Origin of the sequence: Microbacterium radiodurans, from assembly GCF_008710705.1 — a bacterium.
Lineage (GTDB): Bacteria > Actinomycetota > Actinomycetes > Actinomycetales > Microbacteriaceae > Microbacterium > Microbacterium radiodurans.
The window spans coordinates 1-23290 of sequence record NZ_VYRZ01000001.1 but is presented as its reverse complement, the minus strand read 5'-3'; the positions used below and the strand labels follow the sequence as shown (position 1 = coordinate 23290).

Annotated in this window: 21 protein-coding genes and 1 pseudogene; 8 read left to right on the top strand and 14 right to left on the bottom strand. The window is 71.0% G+C overall.

Annotation, left to right across the window (positions count from 1 at the left end; genetic code table 11):
• The first annotated feature begins 153 nt into the window (after window positions 1-153).
• A complete protein-coding gene (locus F6B42_RS00110) occupies window positions 154-1581 on the top strand; it encodes a glycosyltransferase family 2 protein (protein WP_150418588.1) in 1428 nt (475 codons plus the stop codon).
• On the opposite strand, the gene F6B42_RS00105 is transcribed toward F6B42_RS00110, so the two are convergent.
• Complete coding sequence (locus F6B42_RS00105) at window positions 1578-2669, bottom strand: response regulator transcription factor (protein WP_150417584.1); 1092 nt, start codon at window positions 2667-2669, stop codon at window positions 1578-1580. The two genes, F6B42_RS00110 and F6B42_RS00105, sit on opposite strands and share 4 nt — an antisense overlap.
• 79 nt (window positions 2670-2748) lie before the next feature.
• Complete coding sequence (locus tag F6B42_RS00100; protein ID WP_223878256.1) at window positions 2749-3846, bottom strand: glycoside hydrolase family 6 protein; 1098 nt, start codon at window positions 3844-3846, stop codon at window positions 2749-2751.
• A gap of 37 nt (window positions 3847-3883) precedes the next feature.
• On the opposite strand from F6B42_RS00100, the gene F6B42_RS00095 reads away from it, so the two are divergent.
• Window positions 3884-4594 carry a universal stress protein gene (locus F6B42_RS00095; protein ID WP_150417583.1) on the top strand — a complete coding sequence of 237 codons (711 nt, stop codon included), beginning with the start codon at window positions 3884-3886 and terminating at the stop codon, window positions 4592-4594.
• 9 nt (window positions 4595-4603) lie between these two features.
• Here F6B42_RS00095 and F6B42_RS00090 read toward each other — a convergent pair whose 3' ends face one another.
• Entirely contained in the window at window positions 4604-5674 is a 1071-nt protein-coding gene (locus tag F6B42_RS00090) for a spore photoproduct lyase family protein (protein ID WP_223878255.1), read from the bottom strand.
• Window positions 5675-5762: 88 nt separating this feature from the next.
• Here F6B42_RS00090 and F6B42_RS00085 point away from each other — a divergent pair, with 88 nt between their 5' ends.
• Genes F6B42_RS00085 through F6B42_RS00075 form a run of 3 tightly spaced genes read left to right on the top strand, consistent with a single transcriptional unit; the run spans window position 5763 to window position 8331 of the window.
• Complete coding sequence (locus F6B42_RS00085; RefSeq protein ID WP_150417582.1) at window positions 5763-6527, top strand: ABC transporter ATP-binding protein; 765 nt, start codon at window positions 5763-5765, stop codon at window positions 6525-6527.
• Window positions 6503-8059: a hypothetical protein gene (locus tag F6B42_RS00080; RefSeq protein WP_150417581.1), complete on the top strand. Its 1557-nt coding sequence runs from the start codon at window positions 6503-6505 to the stop codon at window positions 8057-8059. Before F6B42_RS00085 ends, F6B42_RS00080 begins: the two co-directional genes overlap by 25 nt.
• Window positions 8060-8097: 38 nt before the next feature.
• Window positions 8098-8331 carry a hypothetical protein gene (locus F6B42_RS00075; RefSeq protein ID WP_150417580.1) on the top strand — a complete coding sequence of 78 codons (234 nt, stop codon included), beginning with the start codon at window positions 8098-8100 and terminating at the stop codon, window positions 8329-8331.
• Between the two features lies 1 nt (window position 8332).
• Here the strand turns inward: F6B42_RS00075 and F6B42_RS00070 are convergent, their stop codons facing one another.
• The 5 genes from F6B42_RS00070 to F6B42_RS00050 are packed head-to-tail and all read right to left on the bottom strand — an operon-like array spanning window position 8333 to window position 12251.
• Window positions 8333-8569 carry a hypothetical protein gene (locus F6B42_RS00070; RefSeq protein WP_150417579.1) on the bottom strand — a complete coding sequence of 79 codons (237 nt, stop codon included), beginning with the start codon at window positions 8567-8569 and terminating at the stop codon, window positions 8333-8335.
• Window positions 8570-8578: 9 nt separating this feature from the next.
• Entirely contained in the window at window positions 8579-9448 is an 870-nt protein-coding gene (locus F6B42_RS00065) for a metal ABC transporter permease (RefSeq protein WP_150417578.1), read from the bottom strand.
• The gene (locus tag F6B42_RS00060; RefSeq protein WP_150417577.1) at window positions 9445-10200 is read right to left on the bottom strand and encodes a metal ABC transporter ATP-binding protein; all 756 of its coding nucleotides are present in this window, start codon (window positions 10198-10200) and stop codon (window positions 9445-9447) included. The genes F6B42_RS00065 and F6B42_RS00060 overlap by 4 nt, the downstream gene beginning before the upstream one ends.
• Window positions 10197-11135 (bottom strand): metal ABC transporter substrate-binding protein, encoded by a 939-nt coding sequence (locus tag F6B42_RS00055; protein WP_150417576.1) that lies wholly within the window; start codon window positions 11133-11135, stop codon window positions 10197-10199. The genes F6B42_RS00060 and F6B42_RS00055 overlap by 4 nt, the downstream gene beginning before the upstream one ends.
• Window positions 11136-11144: 9 nt before the next feature.
• Window positions 11145-12251: a Gfo/Idh/MocA family protein gene (locus F6B42_RS00050; RefSeq protein WP_150417575.1), complete on the bottom strand. Its 1107-nt coding sequence runs from the start codon at window positions 12249-12251 to the stop codon at window positions 11145-11147.
• A gap of 32 nt (window positions 12252-12283) precedes the next feature.
• On the opposite strand from F6B42_RS00050, the gene F6B42_RS00045 reads away from it, so the two are divergent.
• Window positions 12284-13264 (top strand): alpha/beta fold hydrolase, encoded by a 981-nt coding sequence (locus F6B42_RS00045; protein ID WP_223878254.1) that lies wholly within the window; start codon window positions 12284-12286, stop codon window positions 13262-13264.
• On the opposite strand, the gene F6B42_RS00040 is transcribed toward F6B42_RS00045, so the two are convergent.
• Both F6B42_RS00040 and F6B42_RS00035 read right to left on the bottom strand, forming a co-directional pair.
• Window positions 13265-14059, bottom strand: coding sequence for a MerR family transcriptional regulator (locus F6B42_RS00040; RefSeq protein WP_150417574.1), 795 nt, complete (start codon window positions 14057-14059; stop codon window positions 13265-13267).
• Window positions 14056-14580, bottom strand: a complete 525-nt coding sequence (locus F6B42_RS00035; protein WP_150417573.1) for a VOC family protein — start codon at window positions 14578-14580, stop codon at window positions 14056-14058. The genes F6B42_RS00040 and F6B42_RS00035 overlap by 4 nt, the downstream gene beginning before the upstream one ends.
• A gap of 239 nt (window positions 14581-14819) precedes the next feature.
• Between F6B42_RS00035 and F6B42_RS00030 the strand changes: the two genes are divergently transcribed.
• Entirely contained in the window at window positions 14820-15896 is a 1077-nt protein-coding gene (locus F6B42_RS00030) for a hypothetical protein (RefSeq protein ID WP_150417572.1), read from the top strand.
• Between the two features lie 25 nt (window positions 15897-15921).
• Here the strand turns inward: F6B42_RS00030 and F6B42_RS15125 are convergent.
• The 4 genes and pseudogenes from F6B42_RS15125 to F6B42_RS00010 form a co-directional block, all read right to left on the bottom strand.
• Window positions 15922-16071: pseudogene (locus tag F6B42_RS15125) on the bottom strand (sugar O-acetyltransferase); the annotation flags it as partial.
• 416 nt (window positions 16072-16487) lie between these two features.
• Window positions 16488-17651, bottom strand: a complete 1164-nt coding sequence (locus F6B42_RS00020; protein ID WP_150417570.1) for a hypothetical protein — start codon at window positions 17649-17651, stop codon at window positions 16488-16490.
• Window positions 17648-18754 (bottom strand): glycosyltransferase family 4 protein, encoded by a 1107-nt coding sequence (locus tag F6B42_RS00015; RefSeq protein WP_150417569.1) that lies wholly within the window; start codon window positions 18752-18754, stop codon window positions 17648-17650. Before F6B42_RS00015 ends, F6B42_RS00020 begins: the two co-directional genes overlap by 4 nt.
• A complete protein-coding gene (locus tag F6B42_RS00010; RefSeq protein ID WP_191089220.1) occupies window positions 18751-19797 on the bottom strand; it encodes a glycosyltransferase family 4 protein in 1047 nt (348 codons plus the stop codon). Before F6B42_RS00010 ends, F6B42_RS00015 begins: the two co-directional genes overlap by 4 nt.
• 503 nt (window positions 19798-20300) lie before the next feature.
• Here F6B42_RS00010 and F6B42_RS00005 point away from each other — a divergent pair.
• A partial coding sequence (locus F6B42_RS00005; RefSeq protein WP_223878253.1) for a PA14 domain-containing protein occupies window positions 20301-23290 on the top strand: 2990 nt, incomplete at its 3' end.

The following is a 23290-nucleotide window of genomic DNA, read 5'->3' as shown; positions in this document are numbered from 1 at the left end:
CTCGCCTTCGACCCATCTGAATCTTCGCGGCTCCAGAATGGACTCCGGCAGCCACCGCTGCCCCCTGACCGCACAGGATGTGACCGCATGACTCAGACGCCGTTCCAGGCCTCCCCGGCTTACGCCCAGCCGGTTCCGCCGGCCCCGGTCCCGATGGTTCATCAGAACGTGCCCGACCACTTCGAGCAGGGATACCCCGACGACTTCGAGTCGGTGCTCGAGAACACGACGGTCCATCGCTCGACCATCGGCTGCGTCATTCCCGCGTACAACGAGGAGGAGTCGATCGCGCAGGTGATCGAGGGGCTCCTCGGCCAGACCCGCGTGCCCGACGTCATCCACGTCATCGCGAACAACACCTCGGACAACACCGTGAAGATCGCCGCCGGCTACGCCGGACCGCACGAGATCACCACGGAGCTCGGGACCCAGTTCACCGAGGTGTTCGTCCACGACATCGGCAAGAACCCCGACAAGAAGGTCGGCGCGCTGAACTACGGCTACTCGCTCGTCGAGGGGTACGACTACCTCCTGGGGGTCGACGGCGACACGATCGCCGACTCGCGTGCGGTCGAGTACCTCGAGGCGGAGGCCTTCGGTGATTCCCGTATCGGCGGCATCTCGGCGATCTACTCGATCGACGACAAGCCGATCAAGGGCACCATCGCGAAGTTCCTCATCGCCGGTCAGCGCACCCAGTTCGCGGCGTTCAACATGCAGAACCTGCTCCGCGGCCGCAACATGGCCGTCCTCGGCGGGCAGTTCTCGATCTTCTCGACCAACGCGCTCCGCGACGCGATGAAGGCGAACCACCAGAGCACCCCGTGGGTCAAGGACTCCGAGGTGGAGGACTCGCTCCTCTCGCTCCAGATCAAGTCGGCCGGATACCTGACCAAGATCAGCCCCTACGCTCGCGCGAACGTCGGCGGCATGACGACCCTGAAGGGCTATGACGCCCAGCAGGTGAAGTGGACCTACGGCGCGATCGAGCTCATGTGGCCGGGCCAGCGCGGCGACACGAAGGGGCAGCCGTTCCACCCCAACCTGCGCCTGCGCTGGTTCGAGAACTTCGGCATGCTGACGAACCTCTTCGTCCGCGTGGCGTTCCTCATCCTGCTCGCCGGCTCGCTCTCCATCAGCGCGTTCGTCTTCTCGCCGCTGTGGCTGATCCCGCCGCTCGTGGCGATCCTGCTCAACCTCCGCATGGCGATGAGCATCAAGGACCGCAACCAGCGCGACATCCTCTTCGCGATCCTCGTGTTCCCCGCTGAGGCGTTCATGTGGATCAGGCTCGGGCACTTCATGCGCTCCTGGTCGCGCTTCCTCTCGAAGAAGAAGGTCGACAACTGGGCGATGCAGGCCAAAGCCGAAAGCGGCGGCGGCAGCATCGGTCACTGGATGCCGATGCTCATCCTCGTCGCCGTGCTGCTGGCGATGGCCGTGGTCTGGAATCTCATCGGCCCGGTCGCCCAGTCGACCATCCTCTGGATCGGCTGGCCGATCGTCGGTGTCGTCACCGTGCTGCAGACGCTGCTGATGTTCACGAAGCTGGTCCGCCGTCAGAACGGCTACCAGGTCTAAGCCGCCGCGTTCGCCTCCGACGTCATCCGATACCCGACCCCGCGCACCGTCTCGATGTAGCGCGGGGTCGTCGGGTTGTCGCCGAGCTTGCGGCGGAGGTTCGTCATGTGGGCCTCGATCGCCCGCTTGTCGGCCTCGCCGACGAAGTAGCTCGTCACGTACGACTCGCCGCGCAGGACGAGCGTGAGGTCGGCCTTCGACCGCACCCGTCGCTTCGAGGCCATCAGGGTCGCCAGAAGGTCGAACTCCGTGCGGGTGAGCTCGAGCTCGCGCCCGGCGACGTAGGCCAGTCGCGTGTCGGTGTCGACCTGGAGATCGCGGTGGGCGAGCCACTGCTCGCCGCCCCCGGTCGGGACGAGTTCCCCGGCGGGCGTGTGGACGACGACCTCGGCGCCGGCGCTCGCGGCGGGCGCGGGCTGCGGGTCTGCGGGGTGGTGCACGATCATCGGCTGCTGTGCCGGCGGGGCGTAGGGCTGCTGCTGCGGCGGCGCGTACGGCTGCTGCTGCGGCGGCAGGTACTGCTGCGGAGGAGCGGCGACCGGGTCGCTCTGTCCGCCGCCGAACTGCGCGAGGTACTCCTCGTACGACAGAGGTGCGCCGGGGGCGGCGGGCTGGTGCGGAGCCGGCTGCGCAGCGGCGGTGGGGCGTGCTCCCGGGAAGGACGGGCCGACGGCGGAATCCTGGCGTGGGGCGCTCTGGCTCGGCGCCTCGGCGCGCGGGCGGCGCAGCAGTGCGTCGACGCGCGCGCGGAACTCGCGGGGACGGAACGGCTTGACGATGTACTCGTCTGCGCCCGAGCCGAGCCCGAGCACGACATCGGCCTCGTCCGAGAGGCCGGTGAGCATGATGATGTACGTGTCGCTCTGGGCGCGGATACGCCGGGCGGCCTCGAATCCGTCGATGCCGGGCATGTTGACGTCGAGGGTCGTGAGCAGCGGACGGTACGAGAGCACGGCCTGGATGCCGTCGATGCCGTTGCCGACCGAGACGGTCGAGAAGCCGGCGGCCTCCAACACTTCGACGAGCAGGTGCCGGATGTCGGGATCGTCTTCGACGATGACCGCGGTCTTCAACTGATCGGAGGTCATGCTCTCGTTCCCTCTCGTTCGATTCGGGTCATTGTGCCACAGGCGGGAGACGCGCGCGGGTCAGCGTGCGACGCGCGGGTCAGTGTGCGACGCCGCGGGTGAGGTCGACCGCGCCCTGCGGCCACCACACACCGGCATCCGGCCCACCGTTGCACGGACCGTCGCTCTCGCCCGGGGGTTTGATCCATAGGTTGGTGTCGACGACGTCGTCGCCGTAGGTGCCGCTCGGATCGCCGATCAGGCGGCCCGGGGGGTTGCACCACTCGCTGTCGCCGGGGGCCCCGGCGCCGTTGCGCGAGGTGTCGACGAGGGCGTGCAGTCCGCCCAGCCGCTGCGAGAGGGAATGCGCGTAGGCGAACTCGTCGTAGGTCGAGTTGAAGTTCGACACGTTGGTGGTGAAGCCGCGGATGCCGGTGTCGGAGAGCTGTCCGATGAGACCGGCCATCGTCTCGACACCCAGCCAGTTCGAGTGACCGCCGTCGACGTAGACCCAGGTGTCGGTGCCGGTCAGATGCCCAATGGCACCGCGGAGCTGCGTGATGCGCTCGGCCTCGTTGCCGCAGTCGGGCGCGAGGGCGAGGCTGTCGGGCTCGACGATCACGACCTTCTTCACGTCGCGCACCGAGCGCAGGGCCGAGCCGATCTCGGTCGTCCAGGTCTCGTACGACGCTTCGTCCAGGCCGCCGGCGGAGTGGTTGCCGCAGTCGCGCCCCGGCAGTCCGTAGACGACGACGGCCAGCGCGGCGTCGGCGTCGCGCGCCTCGGCGGCCAGGTGCAGGATGCGAGGGCCGGCCTCGCCGATGGGGTCCTGCTCCGGCGTCAGCCAGTAGGCCGTCGGCTGCGACGCGAGGTACTCGGCAGCGGCGATCTCCTCGGCCGGGCTGTCAGCGGTGACAGCCCGCGCCGCCTTCGACTCGTCGGGGGCGACGAACACGGTGCCGACGCCGGGCGCGCGTGCGGTGAGCATCTGGACTCCGTTCAGCACGAGCGAGATCGCGAAGGCGAGCGCGGCGATCGGGATGACGATCGCGAGGACGATGATGGTGATCCACGCCCATCGCGGCAGCCGGCGTCGGCGCGGAGCCGGACCGGCGGGTCGCGCAGGCGCCTCCGGCGCCTCGTACCGACCGGCGACCACGTACTGACGCGCCTCGTCGGCTCGCGAACGCTTCTTCACGGCTCGACTCTAAACTGCCGGGCGCTACCCTGGGGGCGTGAGCGATGTCGTCCTCGGAATCACCGATGCACCAGCCGCACGGGCCCGCGAGTGGGCGCTCCGCCGGGCGCAGGCTCGCGGCGTCGCACTCCGCGAGATCCTCATCGCCCCCTCGCGCGACGAGGCCGACGCGGTCGTCGCCGGTCTCACCGATGCCGACGTCCTCGTCCTTCCGGGCGAGCACGGGCATCCGTATCGGTCCCTGATCGCCGCCGCCCCGTGCCCCGTGGCCGTCGTCCCCGAGAACGAGGCCGGAGCCGAGTCGGGTGCCGAAGCGCCCGTCCGTCACGGCGTGCTCGTGGGCGTCGACGCCTCGGAGGTCTCCGAGCACGCTCTCGCCTTCGCCGCCGCCGAGGCCGTGTCCGCCGGTGAGCCGCTCATCGCGCTCGCCGCCTGGGAGCCCGTCTCGGTCGGCACCGAACCGGGTCTCGACCTCTGGACCGGCGCGCTGCCGGTCGATCTGTCCGAGGCGACGGCCGGCATGCTCGAGCGGATGCTGGAGCCGATCCGCGCCGCGCATCCCGGTCTCGAGGTGCGGGCCCGCGTCGAGGTGGGAGACGCTTCCGCCCTCATCGAGGACGTCTCGCACGAGGCGACGCTCACTGTCGTGGGGTCGCACGGGCGGACGGGGCTCGCGCGTCTGCTGCTCGGCTCGGTCAGCGAGCACGTCGCGGCGCACGTGTCGTCACCGACGATCATCGTCCGCTGACGCGGCGGGTCAGAACGCGTAGCGCACGCGGCACGACGGCAGTTCTCGGGCGATGAGCTCGCGCAGGGTCGCGACGGCGTCGGCCTTGTAGGGATGCCGGTAGCGCACGTTCACGGCGCCGTTCTGCGACACCTTGGGCTCCTGGATCGCGGGGGTCCACAGCAGATCCTCGCCGCGCGGGTGCCACCCCAGATTCACCTCGTGCAGGCGGTCGTTGTGCGTCAGCATGATGATCTCGCACGCGAGCTGAGCCTTCGCGCGCTCGCCGATCGTCTCGTTGACCTCGCGCAGCAGCGCCGTCCAGTCGGCGATCCAGGTCGGGGTGAGGATCACGGGCGAGAAGTTCAGATGGACCTCGTAGCCGGCCGCGACGAAGTCGTCGATCGCCGCGATGCGCTCGGCGATCGGCGAGGTGCGGATATCGGTGACCTTCGCGGTCTCGTGAGGCATGAGCGAGAAGCGGATGCGGGTGCGTCCGGCCGGATCCCAATCGAGCAGATTCCGGTTGACGTACTTCGTCGCGAACGAGGCCTTGGCCGTGGGCGACATCCGGAACAGATCGGTGAGGTCGCGGACGTTGTCGCTGATCAGGGCGTCGACCGAGCAGTCGCTGTTCTCGCCGATGTCGTAGACCCAGGCCTCCGGGTCGCACTGGTTCGGCTCGGTCTTGGGGCCCTGCCGCGAGATGTGGCGCGCGAGGTGGCGCGAGATCGCCTCGATGTTGGCGAAGACCGTGACGGGGTTGCTGTAGCCCTTGCGTCGCGGCACGTAGCAGTACGCGCACGCCATGGCGCAGCCGTTCGCCGTCGAGGGGGCGATGAAGTCCGCCGACCGGCCGTTGAGGCGCGTGGCGACCGACTTCTTCACCCCGAGGACGAGCGCCTCGGTCTTGATGCGCACCCAGCGGCGCACGTTCGCCTCGTCCCCGTGCACCTCCGGGATCTGCCAGTGCGATGCGACCGGGACGATCTCGGCATCCGGCCACGCCCCGACGATCTCCTGGCCGCGCGGCAGCGCGAGCGCCGCGTCCTCGGCGTAGATGCGGCTGATCTGCAGCAGGGGTGAGGGGGCGGACGGCACCCTTCCGGTCTATCAGAGGCCCCCGACATCGGCGGCGTCCCCCGAAGAGAGGACAGACACCGCCGTGAGCGGCTTCTAATCTTCGTTCGTGACACCAGCGATCGCGGCCACCGGAGTGGTCAAGTCCTTCGGCTCCGTGCGAAGCGTTTCCGGCCTCGACCTGGCGGTTCCGGCCGGGTCGTTCTTCGGCATCGCGGGACCCAACGGCGCCGGCAAGACGACGTTCATCCGGATGATCGCCGGTCTTCTCCGCCCCGATGCCGGTTCGATCGCCGTCGCGGGGGAGCAGGTCTGGCCGAATCCGCGCCGCGCGAAAGAGCTCCTCGGATACGTCGCCGACAACCCGCCGCTGTTCGGTCGCCTCTCCGCCCGCGAGATGCTCGACTACTCCGGGATGCTGCGGGGGCTGCCGGCCGCCGAGATCCGCTCGCGCGGCGACGACCTCCTCCGCGTCCTCGACCTCGAAGAGGACGCGGCGCGCCCGATCGCCGACTTCTCGCTCGGCATGACCAAGCGGATCGGACTCGCGGTGGCGATGCTGCACAACCCGCGCGTGCTGATCCTCGACGAGCCGTTCGGCGCGCTCGACCCGGTCAACACGCAGGTGATGGAGCAGATGCTGCAGAAGTACCGGCGAGCCGGCGGCACCGTCGTGTTCTCGAGCCACGTCCTCGACGTCGTCGAGCGACTCTGCGACCGCGTCGCGATCATCGCCGGCGGTGCGCTCGTGGCGGAGGGCGCCGTCGCCGAGCTCGCGCACGGCGAGTCGCTGCAGGACGCGTTCATCGACATCGTCGGCGGCCGGGAGCTCGCGGAAGGAGATCTCTCGTGGCTCTCGTCCTCGCCCGCCTGAGGCTCGCCCTCCAGATCGGCGGAATCAGCCGTACCGGTCTCGCGACCTTCGTCGCCGGCTGGGCGCTCGCCGTCCTCGGCGGGCTCGCGGGCGGATACGCGGTCGCGTGGCTCGAGGCGACCCGCAGCGCCGTCGGCGACCTGTTCGTGCTGCTGATGTTCGTGCTCTTGTTCGCGGCCTGGGCGATCGGACCGGTGGCGGCGCCCGTCCCCTCGTCGAACCTCATCGACCCGGGCGTGCTCGAGCAGTATCCGCTCAGCCGCAGCCAGCAGGTGCTCGGCCTGCTGCTCGGCGGCGTGATCTCCCCGGCCGCCGCCGGCACCTTCCTCTTCGCGGCGGGCGGGGTGGCCGCGGTCGGCGTCGACCTCGCCGGTCGCGTCGCGGCGGTCGGCGGCGCAATCCTCTTCACCGTCCTGTGCGTCGCCGTCTCGTACGCGCTGCGCGCCCTCCTCGCCCAGGCGCTCGCCGACCGGCGCGGGCGGGACGCCGCGATCATCGTCTCGACGGTGCTTCTCGTCGGGATGTACGTCCTCGGCCACACCGTGGCCCCGCTGCTGGCCGCGGCCGAGTCGGCGGCGCAGCTCGTCGTCATCGTCCTGTCCTGGACGCCGCCCGGGGCGGCGGGCGCCCTCGCCTACGTCCTCGGTGCCGGCGACCTCCTCGGCGGCCTCGCGCGGACCGGCATCGTCCTCGTCGCGATCGCCGCGGCGCTCCTCGTCTGGGCGATCGCGCTGCACCGCCGCCTCGCGGGCGGCTCGGCTCGCGCCGTCGCGACTCCCCATCGCGCCTCCGCGCGCGAGCTCGCGCTCGTGCCGCCCGTCCTCCACGGGGTACGACTCGGCGCGGGCGCGACTCTCGGAGCCGCCAGTCAGCAGCTGCGCTACCTCTTCTTCCGGGCGCCCAAGGCGGTCCAGTTCGTCGTCATGGGGCCGGTCGTCGGCATCATGTTCGGCGGCACGCAGGTGCACACCGCCGGTCTGCCGTTCGCGGCCGCGATCGTCGCCGTCGTCATGGGCGCGAGCGGGCTGCTGAATCTCTTCGGCTACGACGGCCGCGGTGTCGAGACGACGGTGCAGACGGGCGCATCGCTCGCCGCCGTTCTCCGCGGCAAGCTGATCGCGACCTCGGTCTACCTCGTTCCCGCCGTCGTCGCGATCACCGTGGGCCTCGGCATCGCCGCAGGGGTGCTCGACCAGATCCCGGTGGCGCTGCTCGCCGCCGCGGCGGCGCTGCTGCTCGCCTACGCCGTGGGCGCCGCCGCGAGCGTGTGGAACCCGTACGACCAGGAAGCGCCGCAGGGGGATCGGAGCACGCTCAGCGCGCGCCTTCTCGGGGCATTCGCGCTCTCGTTCGGCGTCGTCTACGGCGTCGGCTGGCTGAGCTCGTGGGCGAGCCCGGTCGTCTCGGTAGAGGCAGTGCTGCTCGTCGCGCTCGCGCTGGCCGTCGCTGCGGCGGTACTCGCCGTCCGCGTCGGCGGATCCTGGCTCGACTCCCACCCCGAGCGGCTGCTCGCCGCCTTCACCCCGCGCTGATCTCCCGCCGACCGGCATCCCACACCCCAGGAGGACCCATGTCCGACAACGCCCCGCAGCCGCCGCTCGTGAGCACCGCCCGCCTCTGGCTAAACAGCTTCATCATGGCGCTCGCCGGAAGCTGCGGCTACCTCATCGTGGCGATCGCCGGCGGCCACACGCCGCTGGTCACCGTCATCTCCATGGCGGCGATCGTCGCCGTGCTGACGCCGATCTTCTTCCTGCTGAACCGCCGCCGGGCGCGGGTGGCCAACCCGCCCCGGCGACCCTGAGTCACCGCTCGATCTCGCCCGCGGCGATGGCGTCCGCGTAGGTGCGCACGTCGGGACCGGGCTCCCAGTCGATGAACTTGTCCTTCAGGTGGGCGACGAGCGCGGCGTACGCCTTGTCGGCATCGTTCGCGTCGTCGCCGGCCGCGACGGCGAGGACCGCGTCCTGCAGCACGCGGTCGGCGTCGTCGAGCACCTTCTGGCGGGCTTCGTCGTTCCAGTGGATCTCGTTCTTCTTCATACCGGCACGTTAGGACGGCCGGGGGATCTGGACGAGGGGCTTGCGCGATCGCCGCGACAGCAGCCCGTGCCGCGGGCTGAGGATGTAGACCAGGGCGAAGACGACGCCCTGCACCACGACGACGAGGCCGCCCGAGGAGGCGTCGATCCAGTAGCTGAGGTAGATCCCGACGAGGGACGACAGGGCCGAGAGCACGGGGGCGATCACCAGCATCCGTCCGAACCGGTCGGTGAGCAGGTGCGCGGTCGCCCCGGGGATGATGAGCATTGCGACCACGAGCACGACGCCGACGACCTGCAGTGCGACGACGGCGGTCACGGCGAGCACGGCGAGCAGGATGCCGGAGAGCAGCCGCGGCGAGAGCCCGATGGCGAAGGTGTGCACCGGATCGAAGGCCGACAGGGTCAGGTCGCGACGCTTGATGAGAAGCACGACGAAGGCGACGGCGGCGAGGATCGCGATCTGCCACAGGTCGCTCGCCGAGACGCCCAGGACGTTGCCGAACAGGATGTGATTGAGGTCGGTCTGACTCGGCGTGACCGAGATGAGAACGAGCCCGAGCGCGAACATCGTCGTGAAGACGATGCCGATCGCGGCATCCTCTTTCACGCGGCTGGTCCCGTTGATCACCCCGATGAGGGCGACGGCCACGAACCCGAAGACGAGCGCTCCGACGGCGAAGGGGGCTCCGAAGACGTAGGCCAGAACGACCCCGGGGAGCACCGCGTGGCTCACGGCATCGCCCATGAGCGACCACCCGATGAGCACGAGCCAGCACGAGAGCACCGCGCACACGACGGCGGCGATCGCCGTCGCCGCGAGGGCGCGGAGCATGAACTCGTACTGCAGCGGCTCGAGGAGGATGTCGATGATGCTCATGCGTCCGCCGTTCCGGGGAGCTCGAGACCGAACGCGCGGGCGAGGTTCGCCGGCTCCAGCGCCTCGCCGACCGGGCCCTGGAAGACGACGCGGCGCAGCAGCAGCACGGCTTCGTCGGCGAGCGTCGGGAGCGCGTGCAGATCGTGGGTCGACACCAGCACGGTGCGGCCGGCGTCGGCGAGCCCGCGGAGCAGGCGCACGATCGTCGCCTCGGATCTCTTGTCGACCCCCGCGAAGGGTTCGTCGAGGAGGAGGATGCGGGCATCCTGCGCGATACCGCGCGCGACGAATGCTCGCTTGCGCTGGCCGCCCGAGAGCGCCCCGATCTGCCGATCGGCGAGATCGGTCAGTTCGACGCGTTCGAGCGCCTCGTCGACCGCCGCGCGGTCGGCGGCACGCGGGCGGCGGGTGATGCCGAGATGGCCGTACCGGCCCATCATGACGACGTCGCGGACAGACACGGGGAAGGTCCAGTCGACGTCCTCGCTCTGGGGCACGTAGCCGACGAGACCGCGGCGGCGGGCGGCGGCCGGGCTGCCGCCCGCGAGGAGGACGCTGCCCGCAGCCGGGCGGACGAGGCCCGTGATGCTCTTGAACAGCGTCGACTTGCCCGAACCGTTCATGCCGATGAGGGCGGTCACGCGGCCGGGTGCGACCGTGAGGCTCACGTCGTCGAGGGCGAGCACGTCGCGATAGCGGACCGTGACGCCGGTGATCTCGATGGCGCTGCCGCCCGTATCCGTGCCGCTCATCGGCCGCTCCCGGTGAGCGCGCCGACGATCGTGTCGACGTCGTGTCGCAGCAGATCGAGGTAGGTGGGGACGGGACCGTTCGCCTCCGACAGCGAATCGACGTAGAGCGTGCCGCCGAACGCGGCGCCCGTCGCCTCGACCACCTGCTGCATGGGCCGGTCCGAGACCGTCGATTCGCAGAAGACCGCCGGCACGTCGTTCTGCTCGACGAACTCGATCACGTCGCGGATCTGCTGCGGCGTCGCCTGCTGCTCAGCGTTGACCGGCCAGATGTACGTCTCGGTCAGCCCGGCGTCACGGGCGAGGTACGAGAAGGCGCCTTCGCACGTGACGAGGGCGCGCTGGCGTTCCGGGACGGCCTCGAGCGCCGCGACGAGCTCGTCCTGGATCCCCTGCAGCTCGGCGCTGTAGCGGGCGCCGTTCGCCGCGTAGTCCGCCGCATTGCCGGGATCGAGATCGCTGAAGGCGGCGACGATGTTCGCCACGTAGATCTGCACGTTCAGCGGACTCATCCACGCGTGGGGATTGGGCTTGCCGGCATAGGCGTCGCCGGTGATGTCGATCGTGTCGATCCCGTCCGAGACGACGGCGTGCGGCGCGTCGGCGGAGGCCACGAACTGCGCGAACCATGCCTCGAGACCCAGGCCGTTGTCGAGGATGAGATCGGCGTCGGATGCCGCGGCGACATCGCGCGGCGACGGTTCGTACCCGTGGATCTCGGCACCCGCGCGCGTGATCGAGCGGATGTCGAGGTGATCTCCGGCGACGTTCCGGGCGATGTCCGCGAGCACCGTGAACGTCGTGAGGACCACGGGGCGCCCGTCTCCGGGTCCGCCGGCGGGCACGTCGGCGACGGCGCAGCCGGACGCCAGCAGCACCGCCCCGAGCGCGGTTGCGACGGCGGCGCCGAGACGACGACGCAGATTTTTCGGCATGCCGAAAAATTACCCGGCGACCGCGTCCACCGCAATTCGATCGGCCCAGGGTTGACGCGACGAGCGGACCGGCTCGCCGCTCTCGGCGGCCTGCTGCATGAGCAGGGCCAGGTAATGGTCCTGACTGGCCTCGGCGAGCGAGTACACGTCGCCGCCGCCGTCGATGGCCCGCGGCATCCCGTCGAGCATCCGGGCGATCGCGATCTCGTCGTCGTTCAACCGCGCCGGCAGGAACGGGTTGCGGAAGACCCACTCGTCGCCGAGCAGGATGCCACGCAGGAACATCCCCTCGAGGTTCCCGCCCTCGCCCGTCATGACGCGGCGGAGGGAGTCGAACGCGGGCTCGTCGAAGCGCCGGAGCCACCGCACCTCGGCGTTCTCGATCTCGCCGCGCTCGCCGCGAACGAGCAGGCGGTTGCCGCGGATCCACGAGAAGTACTGCTCGCCGGCGAAGTCGTACCGACCGAGCCGGTCGTCGCCGAAGGCGAAGCGCGCACTCGTCTGCGTCGCGATGACGATGCGCTCCTCCGTCGGATCGCCGCCGCGTCCGGGGCCCGCCACGAGTGGCGAGCGGAAGACCGAGGCCGAGATCAGCGCGTCCTCGGCGCCGACGCCGAGCGCCCGGCGCATGACGCTGACGCCGTGGTAGTCGTGGCACTGGGCGACGAGCGCCTGCGAGGGGCGGCCGAGTCGTCCGGAACGGGCGACCGCGAGCTGCGCCGACAGCAGAGGCGAGAGGTGGTACTGCTCCGCGACCTGGACGGTCGGGGCGCCCGGGCGCGCGACGCGCTCCCACAGCGCGAGGAGGGCGTCGAGATCGCCGGCGGGCGGCGTCTCGGTCAGGACGGGGATGCCGCGCTCGACCAGATCGACGATCACCCCCGGTGCGATGTCGCGCGGAACCGAGACGACGACGAAGTCGGGCGCGCCGGCGGCGAGGAGGGCGTCGAGGTCGGGATGCCCCGGAACGCCGAAGCGCCGCTCGATGTCGGCGGCGGTCTCGGCGCTGCGGGTCACGAGACCCGTGACGGCGAAGCGGTCAGGCAGAGCGGCGGCGATGCGGAGGAAGAACTCGCTCCGCCACCCGCTGCCGACGATCGCGAAGGTGACGCTCATCGGGTCAGTCTGACGCATGAGACGGTAGGGGGGTGCCTGAGGATGCCGAAATCGAACCGGCGGACATCGACGTCGAGACCGTCGAGTTCGACGGAGTGCGCACGCGCGTGACGCGCGTGCAGACCGAGCGGTCCGCGCACGCGGACCGTGCGTTCGTGCTGATCGCGGGCATCGGGGTCGCCGCGACCTACTTCGATCTGCTTGCCCCCACGCTCGCCCAGGAGGCGCGCGTCTTCGCGCTCGACCTGCCGGGCTTCGCCGGGCAGCGTGCGCCGCGCGCCGACCCGTCGGTGTCGTTCTTCGCCGACCAGGTCGAAGCCGTCCTCGACCGGTTCGACCTCGGCGACCCGGTGCTGATCGGGCACTCGTTCGGCACGCAGATCGCCACCGAGGTGCTCGCCCGACGTCCCGGCATCCGCCATGCCGTGCTCATCGGCCCCGTCGTCAACGACCGGGAGCGCAGCATGCCGCTGCAGGCGATCCGTTTCGCGCAGTCGTCGCTGTTCGAGCCGTTCCGTCTCGTGCTGCTCGCCGTGAGCGCCTACCTGCTGTGCGGCTTCGCATACTTCCTGAGGGTGCTGCCGCACATGATGCAGTACCGGCTCGCCGATCGCCTGCGCGACGTCTCGGCGCAGGTGCTCCTCATCCGCGGGGCGCGCGACTTCTCGTCGCCGCGGTACTACCACTCCGCGCTCGTCCGGGCGGCGCGGGACGCCTGGCGCTGGGAGATCCACGGCGCCGCGCACTCGGTGATCAACGGCAACGCCATCGGTGTGGCGAAGCTCACGACGGCGTTCCTCGCCGGCGATCTCGCCCGCCGCGGGCAGATGTCGGCCGAGGAGGCCCGCGTCCCCGACCCCGCCCACGGCGGCATCGCGCTCGCGTGGCGCGCGGCGCGCTACCGGGTGCAGGAGTGGTTCAGCGCCAAGGAGGGCGACGAGGTCGGCGTCGAGCACGCCAAGGAGTCGCACGCCGCGGTCATGTGGCGCGCGTTCACCGGCGGGCGACGCTGATCACTCCCACGCCGCCGTCTCGGGATCGATGCCGTGCGCGCGAGCGCTCGCGTCGATGCTCCGGCGCAGCCAGGACGTGAGGCCGGGGCTGAGCCGATCGTAGTGCGCGGTGAAAGACGGATCCGCCTCGTACATCCGCCCGAGGCAGACCTGCATCGATCGGGATACGGGGAAGAACCCGCTCACCGCCGCGCGGTGGCGCTCCACCAGCTCGTCCGCTCGTTCGCTGCCGGGCGCATCGCCCGCCGTCATCGCCGCCGCGAGCTCGGCGTCGAGGTCGGTCATGGCGGCGGTGACCTCGTGCCACTGGTCGGGTGTCCGTGAGGCCGACCGCTCGGCGTACTGCTGCCACTGGACCGAATCGCCGTAGCGGCGTCGCGCCATCGCCGGCCAGTCCGGGTTCCACTCCGGCCCGAAGATCGCCGCCTGCTCGGCGGCGGTGAGGAGGATGCCGCGCTCGTGAGCCTCGATCATGCGGTCGAGCCCCGTGCGCAGCTGTTCGAGCCGCCCGAGATGGCGTGTCACCTCGTCGCGCTGGCCGCGCAGCGCGAGCGCGACATCGGCCTCCGGCTCGTCGAGCACCGCACGGATCTGCTCGAGGCCGAGCCCGATCTCGCGGTAGACGACGATGCGGTGGAGGCGTTCGAGGTCGGCGGCGGTGTAAAGCCGGTATCCGGCGTTCGTGCGCAGCGACGGGGTCGCGAGCCCGACCTCGTCCCAGTGGTGCAGCGTCCGGACGGTCAGGGCCAGGGCGGTCGCCACCTGCCCGACGGTGAGCCCGTCAGCATCCGTCATGCCGGTTCCCCCGTTCCGATGCCGATGTCGGCGAGAGCGCGGGCTTCGGCGCTCGCCGGGTCGTACGGCTTGGCCGCGGTGAAGACGATACGCGCGTTCTCGGGCGTGACGATCTCGATGTCGCGGGTGTTCCACACCGTCTCCCGCGGTCCCGACACCGAACCCGGACGCAGCTCGCGGCAGGCCGCGGCGATCGCCTCGACCTCGCCGAGCACGCAGGCGAAGCTGCAGGTGAGGGGAGCGACCGTCGCGGTCTCGTCGCGGCCCGCCGCCGGCGCCGCGACGAGCAGCACGTCCTGGAACGCCCACCGGCGCAGATGCACGAGCGTCCCCGGGATCGTGAACAGCTCGAAGAAGCCGAGGCCGCGCGTCCAGAAGTCGACGGAGGCCGCGAGGTCGCCGGTCGGGATGGTGACGAACGCGGGCATCCCGTAGATCCCGCGGTAGGGCTCGGGGGCCACGGCGTCCGGTCCGGGGACGGGCACCGGACTGATCTCGAAGGCGTCGTAGTAATCGCTCATGCGGCCAGCCTCGGCCCTGACGCTGCGTGAGGGTCAACCCCATGAAGACACGTGCCGATCACGGCAGGGAGGAGTACCGTTGGGGTGGGGCGTTCCAGCCTGCTTTTCGCCCCGTTGCGACACCGGTGTCTCACCGGCGGATCGCCGGCTCGGGCGAGAGGGAGCAAGGCCCGACTCGCCCGAGCTGTCCCGTCCTCACCCGGGCGCTGCGCCCGGGACCCGAGCCATAGAATCGAGCGGTGCGGACACCGGCGGGGGGAGCCAGCGACGCTGCGGCCATCGGGCAGCTCGCGATCTTCGTCGTCTCCGTCGCGCTGGGGTATCTCGTGGTCCTCAACCGCGAGACGATCGTGCCCGACCACTTCTACGCCGACGGCTTCTTCATCCAGGCGATCGCCCTCGGCACGGCCGACGGCGACGTGAAGTACACCAACACCGCTGCCGTCTACGCCGCCCTCGGGCTGGCCGAGAACCCGCTGCTCGCCTCGCTCCTCGGGTACACCGCGGCGGTCGTCGTGCTCGCCGCGGTGTGGGTGCAGCTGCGGCACTGGCCGCGCGGATGGGCGGCGACCGCGACCACCGCGCTGGCGGTGCTGCTCTCGGCTGTTTACCTCGGATGGTATTCGAAGGACGTGCTCGTCCTCGCCGTCGCCATCGTGTTCCTCGTCGCCCGTCCCGGGCGCATCGGCTGGCTCGTGTGCCTCGCGACGTCGCTCGCCTACGCGTGGCTCTTCCGCGACTACTGGTTCCTCGTCGCCGCCCTCTTCGCCGGCATCTCGCTCGTCGCCCGCGGCCTGACGCTGGCGCGCGCGATCCTCGTCGCGCTCGCCGCCACGGCGGCGGCGAGCATCGCGATCGTCGTCGGCCTCGGCGCCTCCGCCGATGCATTCCGCACCGGTGTGAACGAGTCCCGGATCGGCATGGACGTCGGCACGATCATCACACCGTTCGTCGCACTGCCCGAGCCCCTCGGGGGCATCGTGAACAACGTGCTCACGCTCGTCGCCCTCTGGGTGCCGGTCCCCGTCGCGCTGAGCGGCGGTGCCTACTACCTCGCGATCGCCGCGATCATCTTCGCGCTCTGGGTGCTCTTCGCCTCGGCCGTCCGTCGCGGTCTCGATGCGCGAACGGCTCGCGCCGTGGCGCTCGTCGTCTCGTTCGTCGCGGTGCAGGCGGTGTTCGAGCCCGACTACGGATCGGCGCTGCGTCACCTCACGCCGCTGCTGCCCCTGTTCGTCTGGGTGATCTGGCGCTCCCGCGGCGCCGCCCGCGCGGTGCGCGTCACGGAAGATAGCCGGGCTGCGAGCGCCGGTTGAACCCCTCGGGCACGGCGAAACGTCCGATCTCGACGGCGCGGGGCCCCGCGACGATCGCCCCCGGGGCGACGTCGTCGACGACGACGGCGCCGGTTCCGATGACCGCGCCCCGCCCGACCGTGACCCCCGGCAGGATCGTGGCGCCGCTCGCGATCCACACGTCCGACTCGATGACGACGGGGGCCGTCCGCGTCGGCGACCCGGGGCGCGTCGCGTGGAAGTTCGTGTCCGAGATGCGCACGTCGTCGCCGATGTCGACGCGGTCGCCGATCGTGACCGAGCGCTCGGCGTGGATGCGGCATCCCTGATTCACGAAGACGTCGGAGCCGATCGTCAGCACACCGTCATCCGAGACGCTGATCGACGTGCGCGCCACGGCGCCGCGTACGCGGAAGCCGGATCCGACGCTCAGCCAGCCGCGATTCTCGATGCGCGGCGGGCGTCCGTCGAAGAGGGGACGAGTGCCGCGCTCGTCGGCGCACAGCCGAAGCGCGACCGCCGCCGTGGCATAGCCCACGAGGTGTCGGCAGATCTTCGTCGCCGTCAGCGTCGCGCGGCGCAGATCGCGAGCCGAGAGTCCCTCGCGGGCGCTCACGTGACCGGCTCCAGGACTCGTCCGGTCACCGCCGCGCGGGAGCGCCACGCCGCGCCGACGACGCTCACCGCCTGAACCGCCGCGGCGAGCGTTGCGCCGACGAGAGCACCGGTCAGCCCCGCCAGTGCCAGGCCGACGAGCTGGAAGGCGATCGCCGAGATCAGCTGCACCAGCCGGAGGACAAGCAGGGCGCGTCCGCTCGCGTGGGCACGCGACACCATGTAGAAGTAGGTACCGACGAAGGTGACCGCGATGTAGACCGAGATCAGCAGGCCGTAGCGGGATGCCGCATCGAACAGCGTGCTGCCGGAGAAGAGGCCGCCGGCGGAGATGGCGGCGAGGCACGCCCCGGCTGTCAGCCCGAGCGCGATCGCACTCGCGCCGATCGCGGTCAGCGCGCGTACCGTCACGTGCCAGGTCGCCGGTCTCCCGCCGATGAGGGGGCGGATGGGGAGCAGCACGAGTCGCACCGGGACGGCGAGGCTCGACAGCGCGCGATAAAGCCCGAAGTCGCTCGGGCCGAGGAGCGGGGCGAGGCCGAGCGGCAGCGCGATGGCACCGAGATCGAGGAGGGTCGAATCGGCGAGAAGGCTCCGGATGTCACGCCGGTGGACCGCCGTCCAGTGACGCGACCGCCGGATCGTCGGCGCAGCGGGGTGCGGCATGAGCAGGGCGGACGCGACCGAGCCGGACGCCCAGGCGAGCGCGACCGCCGCGAGCGCGTCGACGTGCGGCGCCAGCGCGGCCCATGATCCGACGGTGACGGCGAGGGCAGCGGCGTCGGCGGGGATCACCCAGCGCTGCGCCCCGACGGCGGCGAAGTGGAATCGGCCGCAGAATCGGTAGGTCGTCGCCGCCACGGCGATCGTGATGGCGACGGCCGCGATCGCGTCGCCCAGGAAGACGGCGATCGCGGCGGAGGCGGGGACGCTGAGGAGGGCGAGAGCGCCGGCGGCGGCTCCCACGCTCGGCCAGGCCTCCCGGCGCCCGCCCCGGCTCCAGGGCTCGCACACGATCGACAGGCCGAAGGAGCAGAAGAGTCCCGAGACGAGGTAGGCGGCGGCGAAGAGCCCGTAGTCGGCGGGGGGCAGCGTGACGATCGCGATCGCCTGCACCGCGATCGTCGCGAGGGCGGACAGGGCGAGGGCGAGGACGATCATCGGGTGCCGCCCGAGCTCGCCGTCACCAGGTCGTCCGCGACTCGGCGCCACGAGAACGCGTCGGCCGCCGCGCGCAGGCCCGCGGCGGACAGCGCGCGGTAGCGGGACGGCTCGCCCGCGTCGACGACAGCGTCCGCGAGAGCCTCGGCGGTGACCGACCTCGCCACGATGGCGCAGCCGGCATCCTGGCCCTGCTCGGCCAGACCGCCCACCGGCGTGACGACGGCGGGCACCCCGAGCCCCATCGCGAAGGCGAGCACCCCCGACTGGCTGGCCTCGGTGTAGGGGAGCAGCAGGAGGTCGAAGGACCCGACGACGTCGGCGACGCGCTCGTCGGGCGTCCAGCCGAGGTCGACGCGATCGTCGGGGTGGTCGAAGCCGGCCACGAGGGTGCGATCTCCGTCGCCCACGACGTGCAGCCGGACCCGGTGACCCCGCCGACGCAGCTCGGCGACGGCGTCGCGTCCGAGTCCGATGCCCTTGTAGGCGGAGAGCCGGCCGAAGAGTCCGACGGTCAGCGGCCGCGAGGTCGGCGCCTCGCGGGGGGTCGGCGCCTCGCGCGGGCTGTCGCCCGTGCCGAATGCGCCGTGGACCGTCTGCCAGATGCGGTCGTCGCGGAAGTCGCCGTCGGCGACGAGTCGGTCGCGCACGGCGGTCGAGAAGACGAGGGCCGTGTCGGAGAAGCGGCGCCCCCACCGGCGGGTGGCGTCCTCGATGCGGTTCGCGTCGCCCGGGTGCATCCGCGCGTCGTGGACGGCGGTCACGACCTGCCACCGCCGCGAGCGCAGGAGCGGGATCGCGAGCGAGAGCCAGAGCTGCTCCATCGCGACGACGACGACGGTGGCGTCGCCGCGATGGAGGAATCGGCGCAGGCGCAGCGTCTGCCGGACGAGGGCCGGCAGGCCGAGGACCGCACCCGCGCGGGTCGAGAAGGTCCGCACCGGGAACGACGGGATGCCGAGGTCCATGAAGCGCGGCGCGGCTTCGGCGTCGGCGGCGTAGCTCACCGACACCGGCACGCCGGAAGCGTCGAGAGCGGCGGCGACGTGCCAGGCGAACAACGGGCCGCCGCCGCTTCGACCCCACTGGGCCACGTGGATCATGCGTCGCTCGGCTCGCCCTCGTACAGCGCGCGCAGCGCCGTCGTCTGGGCCGGGGCGGTGTGCGCGGCCAGACGCGTGCGCCACTCGAGCTGATTGGCGGCGCGCCACACGTCGAACGCTCCGCTGTGCCACGACCGGATGAGCCCGCCGAGACCGCGGTCGAGGCGCGTGGCGTCGGGCAGCTCCCCGAGCGGGCCGATCTGCCGGGCGAGCACGGGGACGCCGACGCTCGCCGCTTCGAGCAGCGCGAGCGGGAACCCCTCCCAGGCGGCGCAGTGCAGGTAGACGTGGGCTGCGCGCAGTCGAGCGCGCACGGCGACGTGATCGGCCCACGGCACGACGGTGACGCCCGCCGCGGTCAGGGTCGCGGCCAGTGCCGCGTCACCGCCGCCGACCCAGACCGGATCGACGTCCACCCCCGCGCCGCGCAGTCGCTCGACGGCGTCGAGGAAGCGCAGCGGGTCCTTCTGGGCGGTCAGCCGGCCGATGCCGAGGACGCTCATGACCGAGCCGGCCGGCGCGAGCGCGTCGTCCGCGTCGCGGAAGCCCGCCCCGGCGACGTTCGGCACGTGGCGCACGCGGTCGGGATGCGCACCGAGCGCCTCGACGGCGAGCCGTGACTCCCATTCCGAGCAGGTGGCGGTGACGCCGGATCTCGTGAGCAGCATCCGCTCGGCCAGTCGGTAGAGCGGGCGGAGACGGGTGTCGGTGCGTTCGAACGCGTAGCAGTGCGGCGAGTAGACGATGCGCTGCCGGGTGCCGCGCAAGGCGATCCGGACGAGGACGCCGGACATGCTGCTGTGGGCGTGGACGACGTCGGGTCGCAGCTCTCGCACGGCGCTGTGGAGCGCGAGCGCCTGCGCCACCCACGCGCCGGGAAGCGGCCGCGACGAGGCGAAGCCGGAACGCGTTCCCGCGGCGACCCCGGTGCCGTCCGGTGTGGCGGCGAGCAGGTGATGCTCGATCCCCACCGGCGAGTTCTCGAGGTACGTGTGAAGTGCCGCCGCGACGCCGCCGCCGTAACGGTCGGTGACGTGCAGCACGCTGATCCGCCTCGTGCGAGGCCGCAGCTCGGAACGAGTCAGCGGCGCCCGCGCGACGGCGGTGTCACCGGATGCGGTGAGAGTCGTCGACGACGACACGATGTCCCCAAATCATGGCTTCCCCCAAAGAAGCACTTCGCGAGGAATCCACCCGTCCCACCGGGAGGCTCGGAAGTAGTCCTGACAGTAACAGCAATCTCACAGCGCGCAACTCGGATCGGCGAGAAGCCGAATGCGGCCTTTCTGAGTGTTCGGAAATGTTTGTTTGTGTATTCGCTGAAAGGTGGGTTACAGTCCGATCATTCGCTTCGGCGATGAGAGTGACCGCCGGGTCAGGGGACTCGGGGGTATCAACCCAGACGTTCATCACATCCTTTGGGGGGATGGGACGTCGTTCGTGCCTGTTGGGGAGACACGACATGCTTCGCATGCCTTTCGCCGGTAACCGCGACGAGTCGGCGACGGTTCCGTCGCGCTGGTCGAAGCGATCGAGGGTGAGCGCCGTGACCACGGCGCTCACCCTCGTACTCTCCGGGCTGGCGGTGATGCCCGCCGCCGCGCACGAGTTCACGACGCCACCGCTCGCGCAGTGGCCGTCGCCGTACTCGCCCTTGCCCACCGCCCAGGTCGTCGCCGCGAACAACACGCAGCTGACCTTCGACGGCACGACCCCGGGACTCCATGACGGCGACGGCCAGGACACCGGCTTCACGATGGTGCAGCCCTCGACGTCCGAGCAGTCGGCCGCGATCGACCCCGGATCGCTCTACCAGGGCTACTACCTGCCGCAGTTCCTCAACGTCGCGGACGGCAAGCTGGCGATCAACCCGACGAAGGGCATCGCCTTCCTGACGATGCCGGCGAACGCCGCGAACAACGACCGCTGGAAGAACACCCAGGACAACACTCTCGGCCTCCCCGTCGACTCGGCGGGCAAGAAGCTCGTCTTCACCACGACGCTCTCCGTGCCGAACAACGCATCCGATTCCGCGCAGGGCGGCATCTGGTTCGGCCCGAACGACGACAACTACGTCAAGCTCGTCGTCGCCGCCACGAGCGCGACGCAACGTCAGATCCAGATCTCGCGCGAGGTCGCCGGCGCCACGAACACCAACGCGGGCACGGTCGATCAGGCGAGCGTGAACAACCTCACGATCCCGGCCACGACGCCCGTCGCGCTGACTCTGACGGTCGACGCGACCACCAACACGGCATCCGCCTCCTACAAGCTCGGCACGGGTGCCTCGGTGAATGTCGGCTCCGTGCCGCTGCCGGCGAACTTCACCAACGGCGACCTCGTCCCGACGACGTTCGATACCGCGCAGGCCCAGACCAACGGCTTCGCCGGCCTGTTCGCGACCCGTCGCAACATGACGAACGAGACCGTCGCCGTGCCGTTCGTCTTCGACGACTTCACCGTCGCCGAGATCGACACCGTCGCTCCGGGCGCACCGGTCGACATCACCGCGAACGCCACCCCCAACGCGGTCGACGTCGATTGGAACGCTCCGGCAGACCCCGACGTCGCCGGGTACCGCGTCTACCGCTCCGCCACCGCGCCCGTCGCGCTGACGGCCGCCAACCTGCTCACCGGCAGCCTGCTGTCCGACAGCAAGTACACCGACGAGCGCGTCTTCGTCGGCCAGACGTGGAACTACGCGGTGCAGGCCGTGGATGCCGCGGGCAACGCATCGGCTCAGGCCGCCACCGTCAGCGCCACCGTCCCCGTTCCGACCGGAGACCTCGTCGGCTCGTACGACTTCACCACTGCCGCCGGGGCTCTCGCACCCGGCTACACGCGCGATTCCGGCGCTCCCTACTCCGACGCGGCCGGCTACGGCTGGGTCACCGCCGACGGAGACGGGCCCTTCGACTTCAGCAAGAACTCCCGCGTGCGCACCGAGCTGAACGGCATCACCGACTCCCGGCTGACCTCGCTCATGCACATGCAGTACGGCACCGCATCCTCGACCAACCCGGACCTCGGCGTCGTCGCCGAGCAGGGGGTCTGGGAGCGCGCCGTCCCGAACGGCCGCTACAGCGTCGTGGTCGCCGCCGGCGACACGAGCAACGGCAACTTCGACAGCTCGCACACCGTCGTCGTCGAGGGCGTCACCGCCATCGACCACTTCGCCGGCGCCGCCCCCGTCTACTTCGAGCAGGGCATCGTCGAGGTCGAGGTCACCGACGGCAAGCTGAGCATCGCCGCCGGCACCGACCCGACGACGAAGAACACGAAGATCTCGTTCGTCCAGATCTTCAAGCTCCCGACGCCCGCCCTCGGCACCGTCCCCGGACTCGCCGCCGCCTTCGTCGACGAGACCGACTCGGTGCAGGTGACCTGGTCGGCCGTCGCCGGCGCGACCGGATACAACGTGTACCGCAGCACGACGAGCCCCGTTCCGACGGAGACCCCGTTCAACGCGACCCCGATCTCGGGAACGAGCTTCACCGATGCGGACGTCGACGCCGACACGACCTACCACTACACGGTGGTCGCGGTCTCGCCCGACGCTCCCGCCTCGGCTCCGGCCGGCGAGGTGAGCGTGAGCGTTCCCGCCGAGCCCGTCGTCGTGACTCCGCCCGCCGCTCCGGCCGGCGTGAGCGCGACCGCCGACGCCGACAGCGTCACGGTCGGCTGGAGCGCCGCTGACGGCGCCACCGGCTACCGCGTCTACCGCGGCACGACGCCGGCGATCTCGACGACCGGCACGCCGCTGGCCGAGCTCGACGCAGCGGCGCGCTCGTTCGACGACACGACGGCCGCCGTCGGCACGACCTACCACTACGTCGTCGTCGCCGTGAAGGACGCCGCCGGTACCGTCGCCGTCTCGCCCGCCTCGACCGTCGTCTCGGCCACGGTCGCCGAGCCGGTCGAGCCGGGCACGTGCGAGGCCTGGTCGGGGACGTATTTCGCGGGCAAGGATCTGCAGGGTGAGCCTCTGGCGACGGAGTGCCTGGCTGAGCTGGATCGCACGCTCGCGGGTGGGGACTCGCCGGTTCCGGGTGTTCCGGCGTCGGATTACTCGGCTCGGTTCACGAAGACGATCGACGAGGGTGCGGGGACGTACACGTTCACGTTCTTCCACGATGACGGTGTCCGGATCCTGATCGACGGCGAGCGTGTGTTCTCGTCGTGGAGCGGTTCGGACGGGTGGTCGCAGAAGACGGTCTCGGTGCCGCTGGCTGCCGGCCCCCACGAGGTCATGGTGGAGTACTTCCAGGCCGGGGGTGGCGCGAAGCTGATCCTCGACTACGAGGTCACTCCCGCTGCCGAGTGCGCTGCGTCGGGATGGTCGGGGACGTATTTCGCGGGCAAGGATCTGCAGGGTGAGCCTCTGGCGACGGAGTGCCTGGCTGAGCTGGATCGCACGCTCGCGGGTGGGGACTCGCCGGTTCCGGGTGTTCCGGCGTCGGATTACTCGGCTCGGTTCACGAAGACGATCGACGAGGGTGCGGGGACGTACACGTTCACGTTCTTCCACGATGACGG

What these genes read in the sequence shown, in the direction of transcription:
- F6B42_RS00075 (WP_150417580.1), top strand. Translation starts at nt 8,098, where the DNA reads ATGTCCGACAACGCCCCGCAGCCGCCGCTCGTGAGCACCGCCCGCCTC.
- F6B42_RS00015 (WP_150417569.1), bottom strand. Translation starts at nt 18,754, where the DNA reads ATGATCCACGTGGCCCAGTGGGGTCGAAGCGGCGGCGGCCCGTTGTTC.
- F6B42_RS00110 (WP_150418588.1), top strand. Translation starts at nt 154, where the DNA reads ATGGTTCATCAGAACGTGCCCGACCACTTCGAGCAGGGATACCCCGAC.
- F6B42_RS00060 (WP_150417577.1), bottom strand. Translation starts at nt 10,200, where the DNA reads ATGAGCGGCACGGATACGGGCGGCAGCGCCATCGAGATCACCGGCGTC.
- F6B42_RS00035 (WP_150417573.1), bottom strand. Translation starts at nt 14,580, where the DNA reads ATGAGCGATTACTACGACGCCTTCGAGATCAGTCCGGTGCCCGTCCCC.
- F6B42_RS00070 (WP_150417579.1), bottom strand. Translation starts at nt 8,569, where the DNA reads ATGAAGAAGAACGAGATCCACTGGAACGACGAAGCCCGCCAGAAGGTG.
- F6B42_RS00040 (WP_150417574.1), bottom strand. Translation starts at nt 14,059, where the DNA reads ATGACGGATGCTGACGGGCTCACCGTCGGGCAGGTGGCGACCGCCCTG.
- F6B42_RS00020 (WP_150417570.1), bottom strand. Translation starts at nt 17,651, where the DNA reads ATGATCGTCCTCGCCCTCGCCCTGTCCGCCCTCGCGACGATCGCGGTG.
- F6B42_RS00055 (WP_150417576.1), bottom strand. Translation starts at nt 11,135, where the DNA reads ATGCCGAAAAATCTGCGTCGTCGTCTCGGCGCCGCCGTCGCAACCGCG.
- F6B42_RS00105 (WP_150417584.1), bottom strand. Translation starts at nt 2,669, where the DNA reads ATGACCTCCGATCAGTTGAAGACCGCGGTCATCGTCGAAGACGATCCC.
- F6B42_RS00065 (WP_150417578.1), bottom strand. Translation starts at nt 9,448, where the DNA reads ATGAGCATCATCGACATCCTCCTCGAGCCGCTGCAGTACGAGTTCATG.
- F6B42_RS00050 (WP_150417575.1), bottom strand. Translation starts at nt 12,251, where the DNA reads ATGAGCGTCACCTTCGCGATCGTCGGCAGCGGGTGGCGGAGCGAGTTC.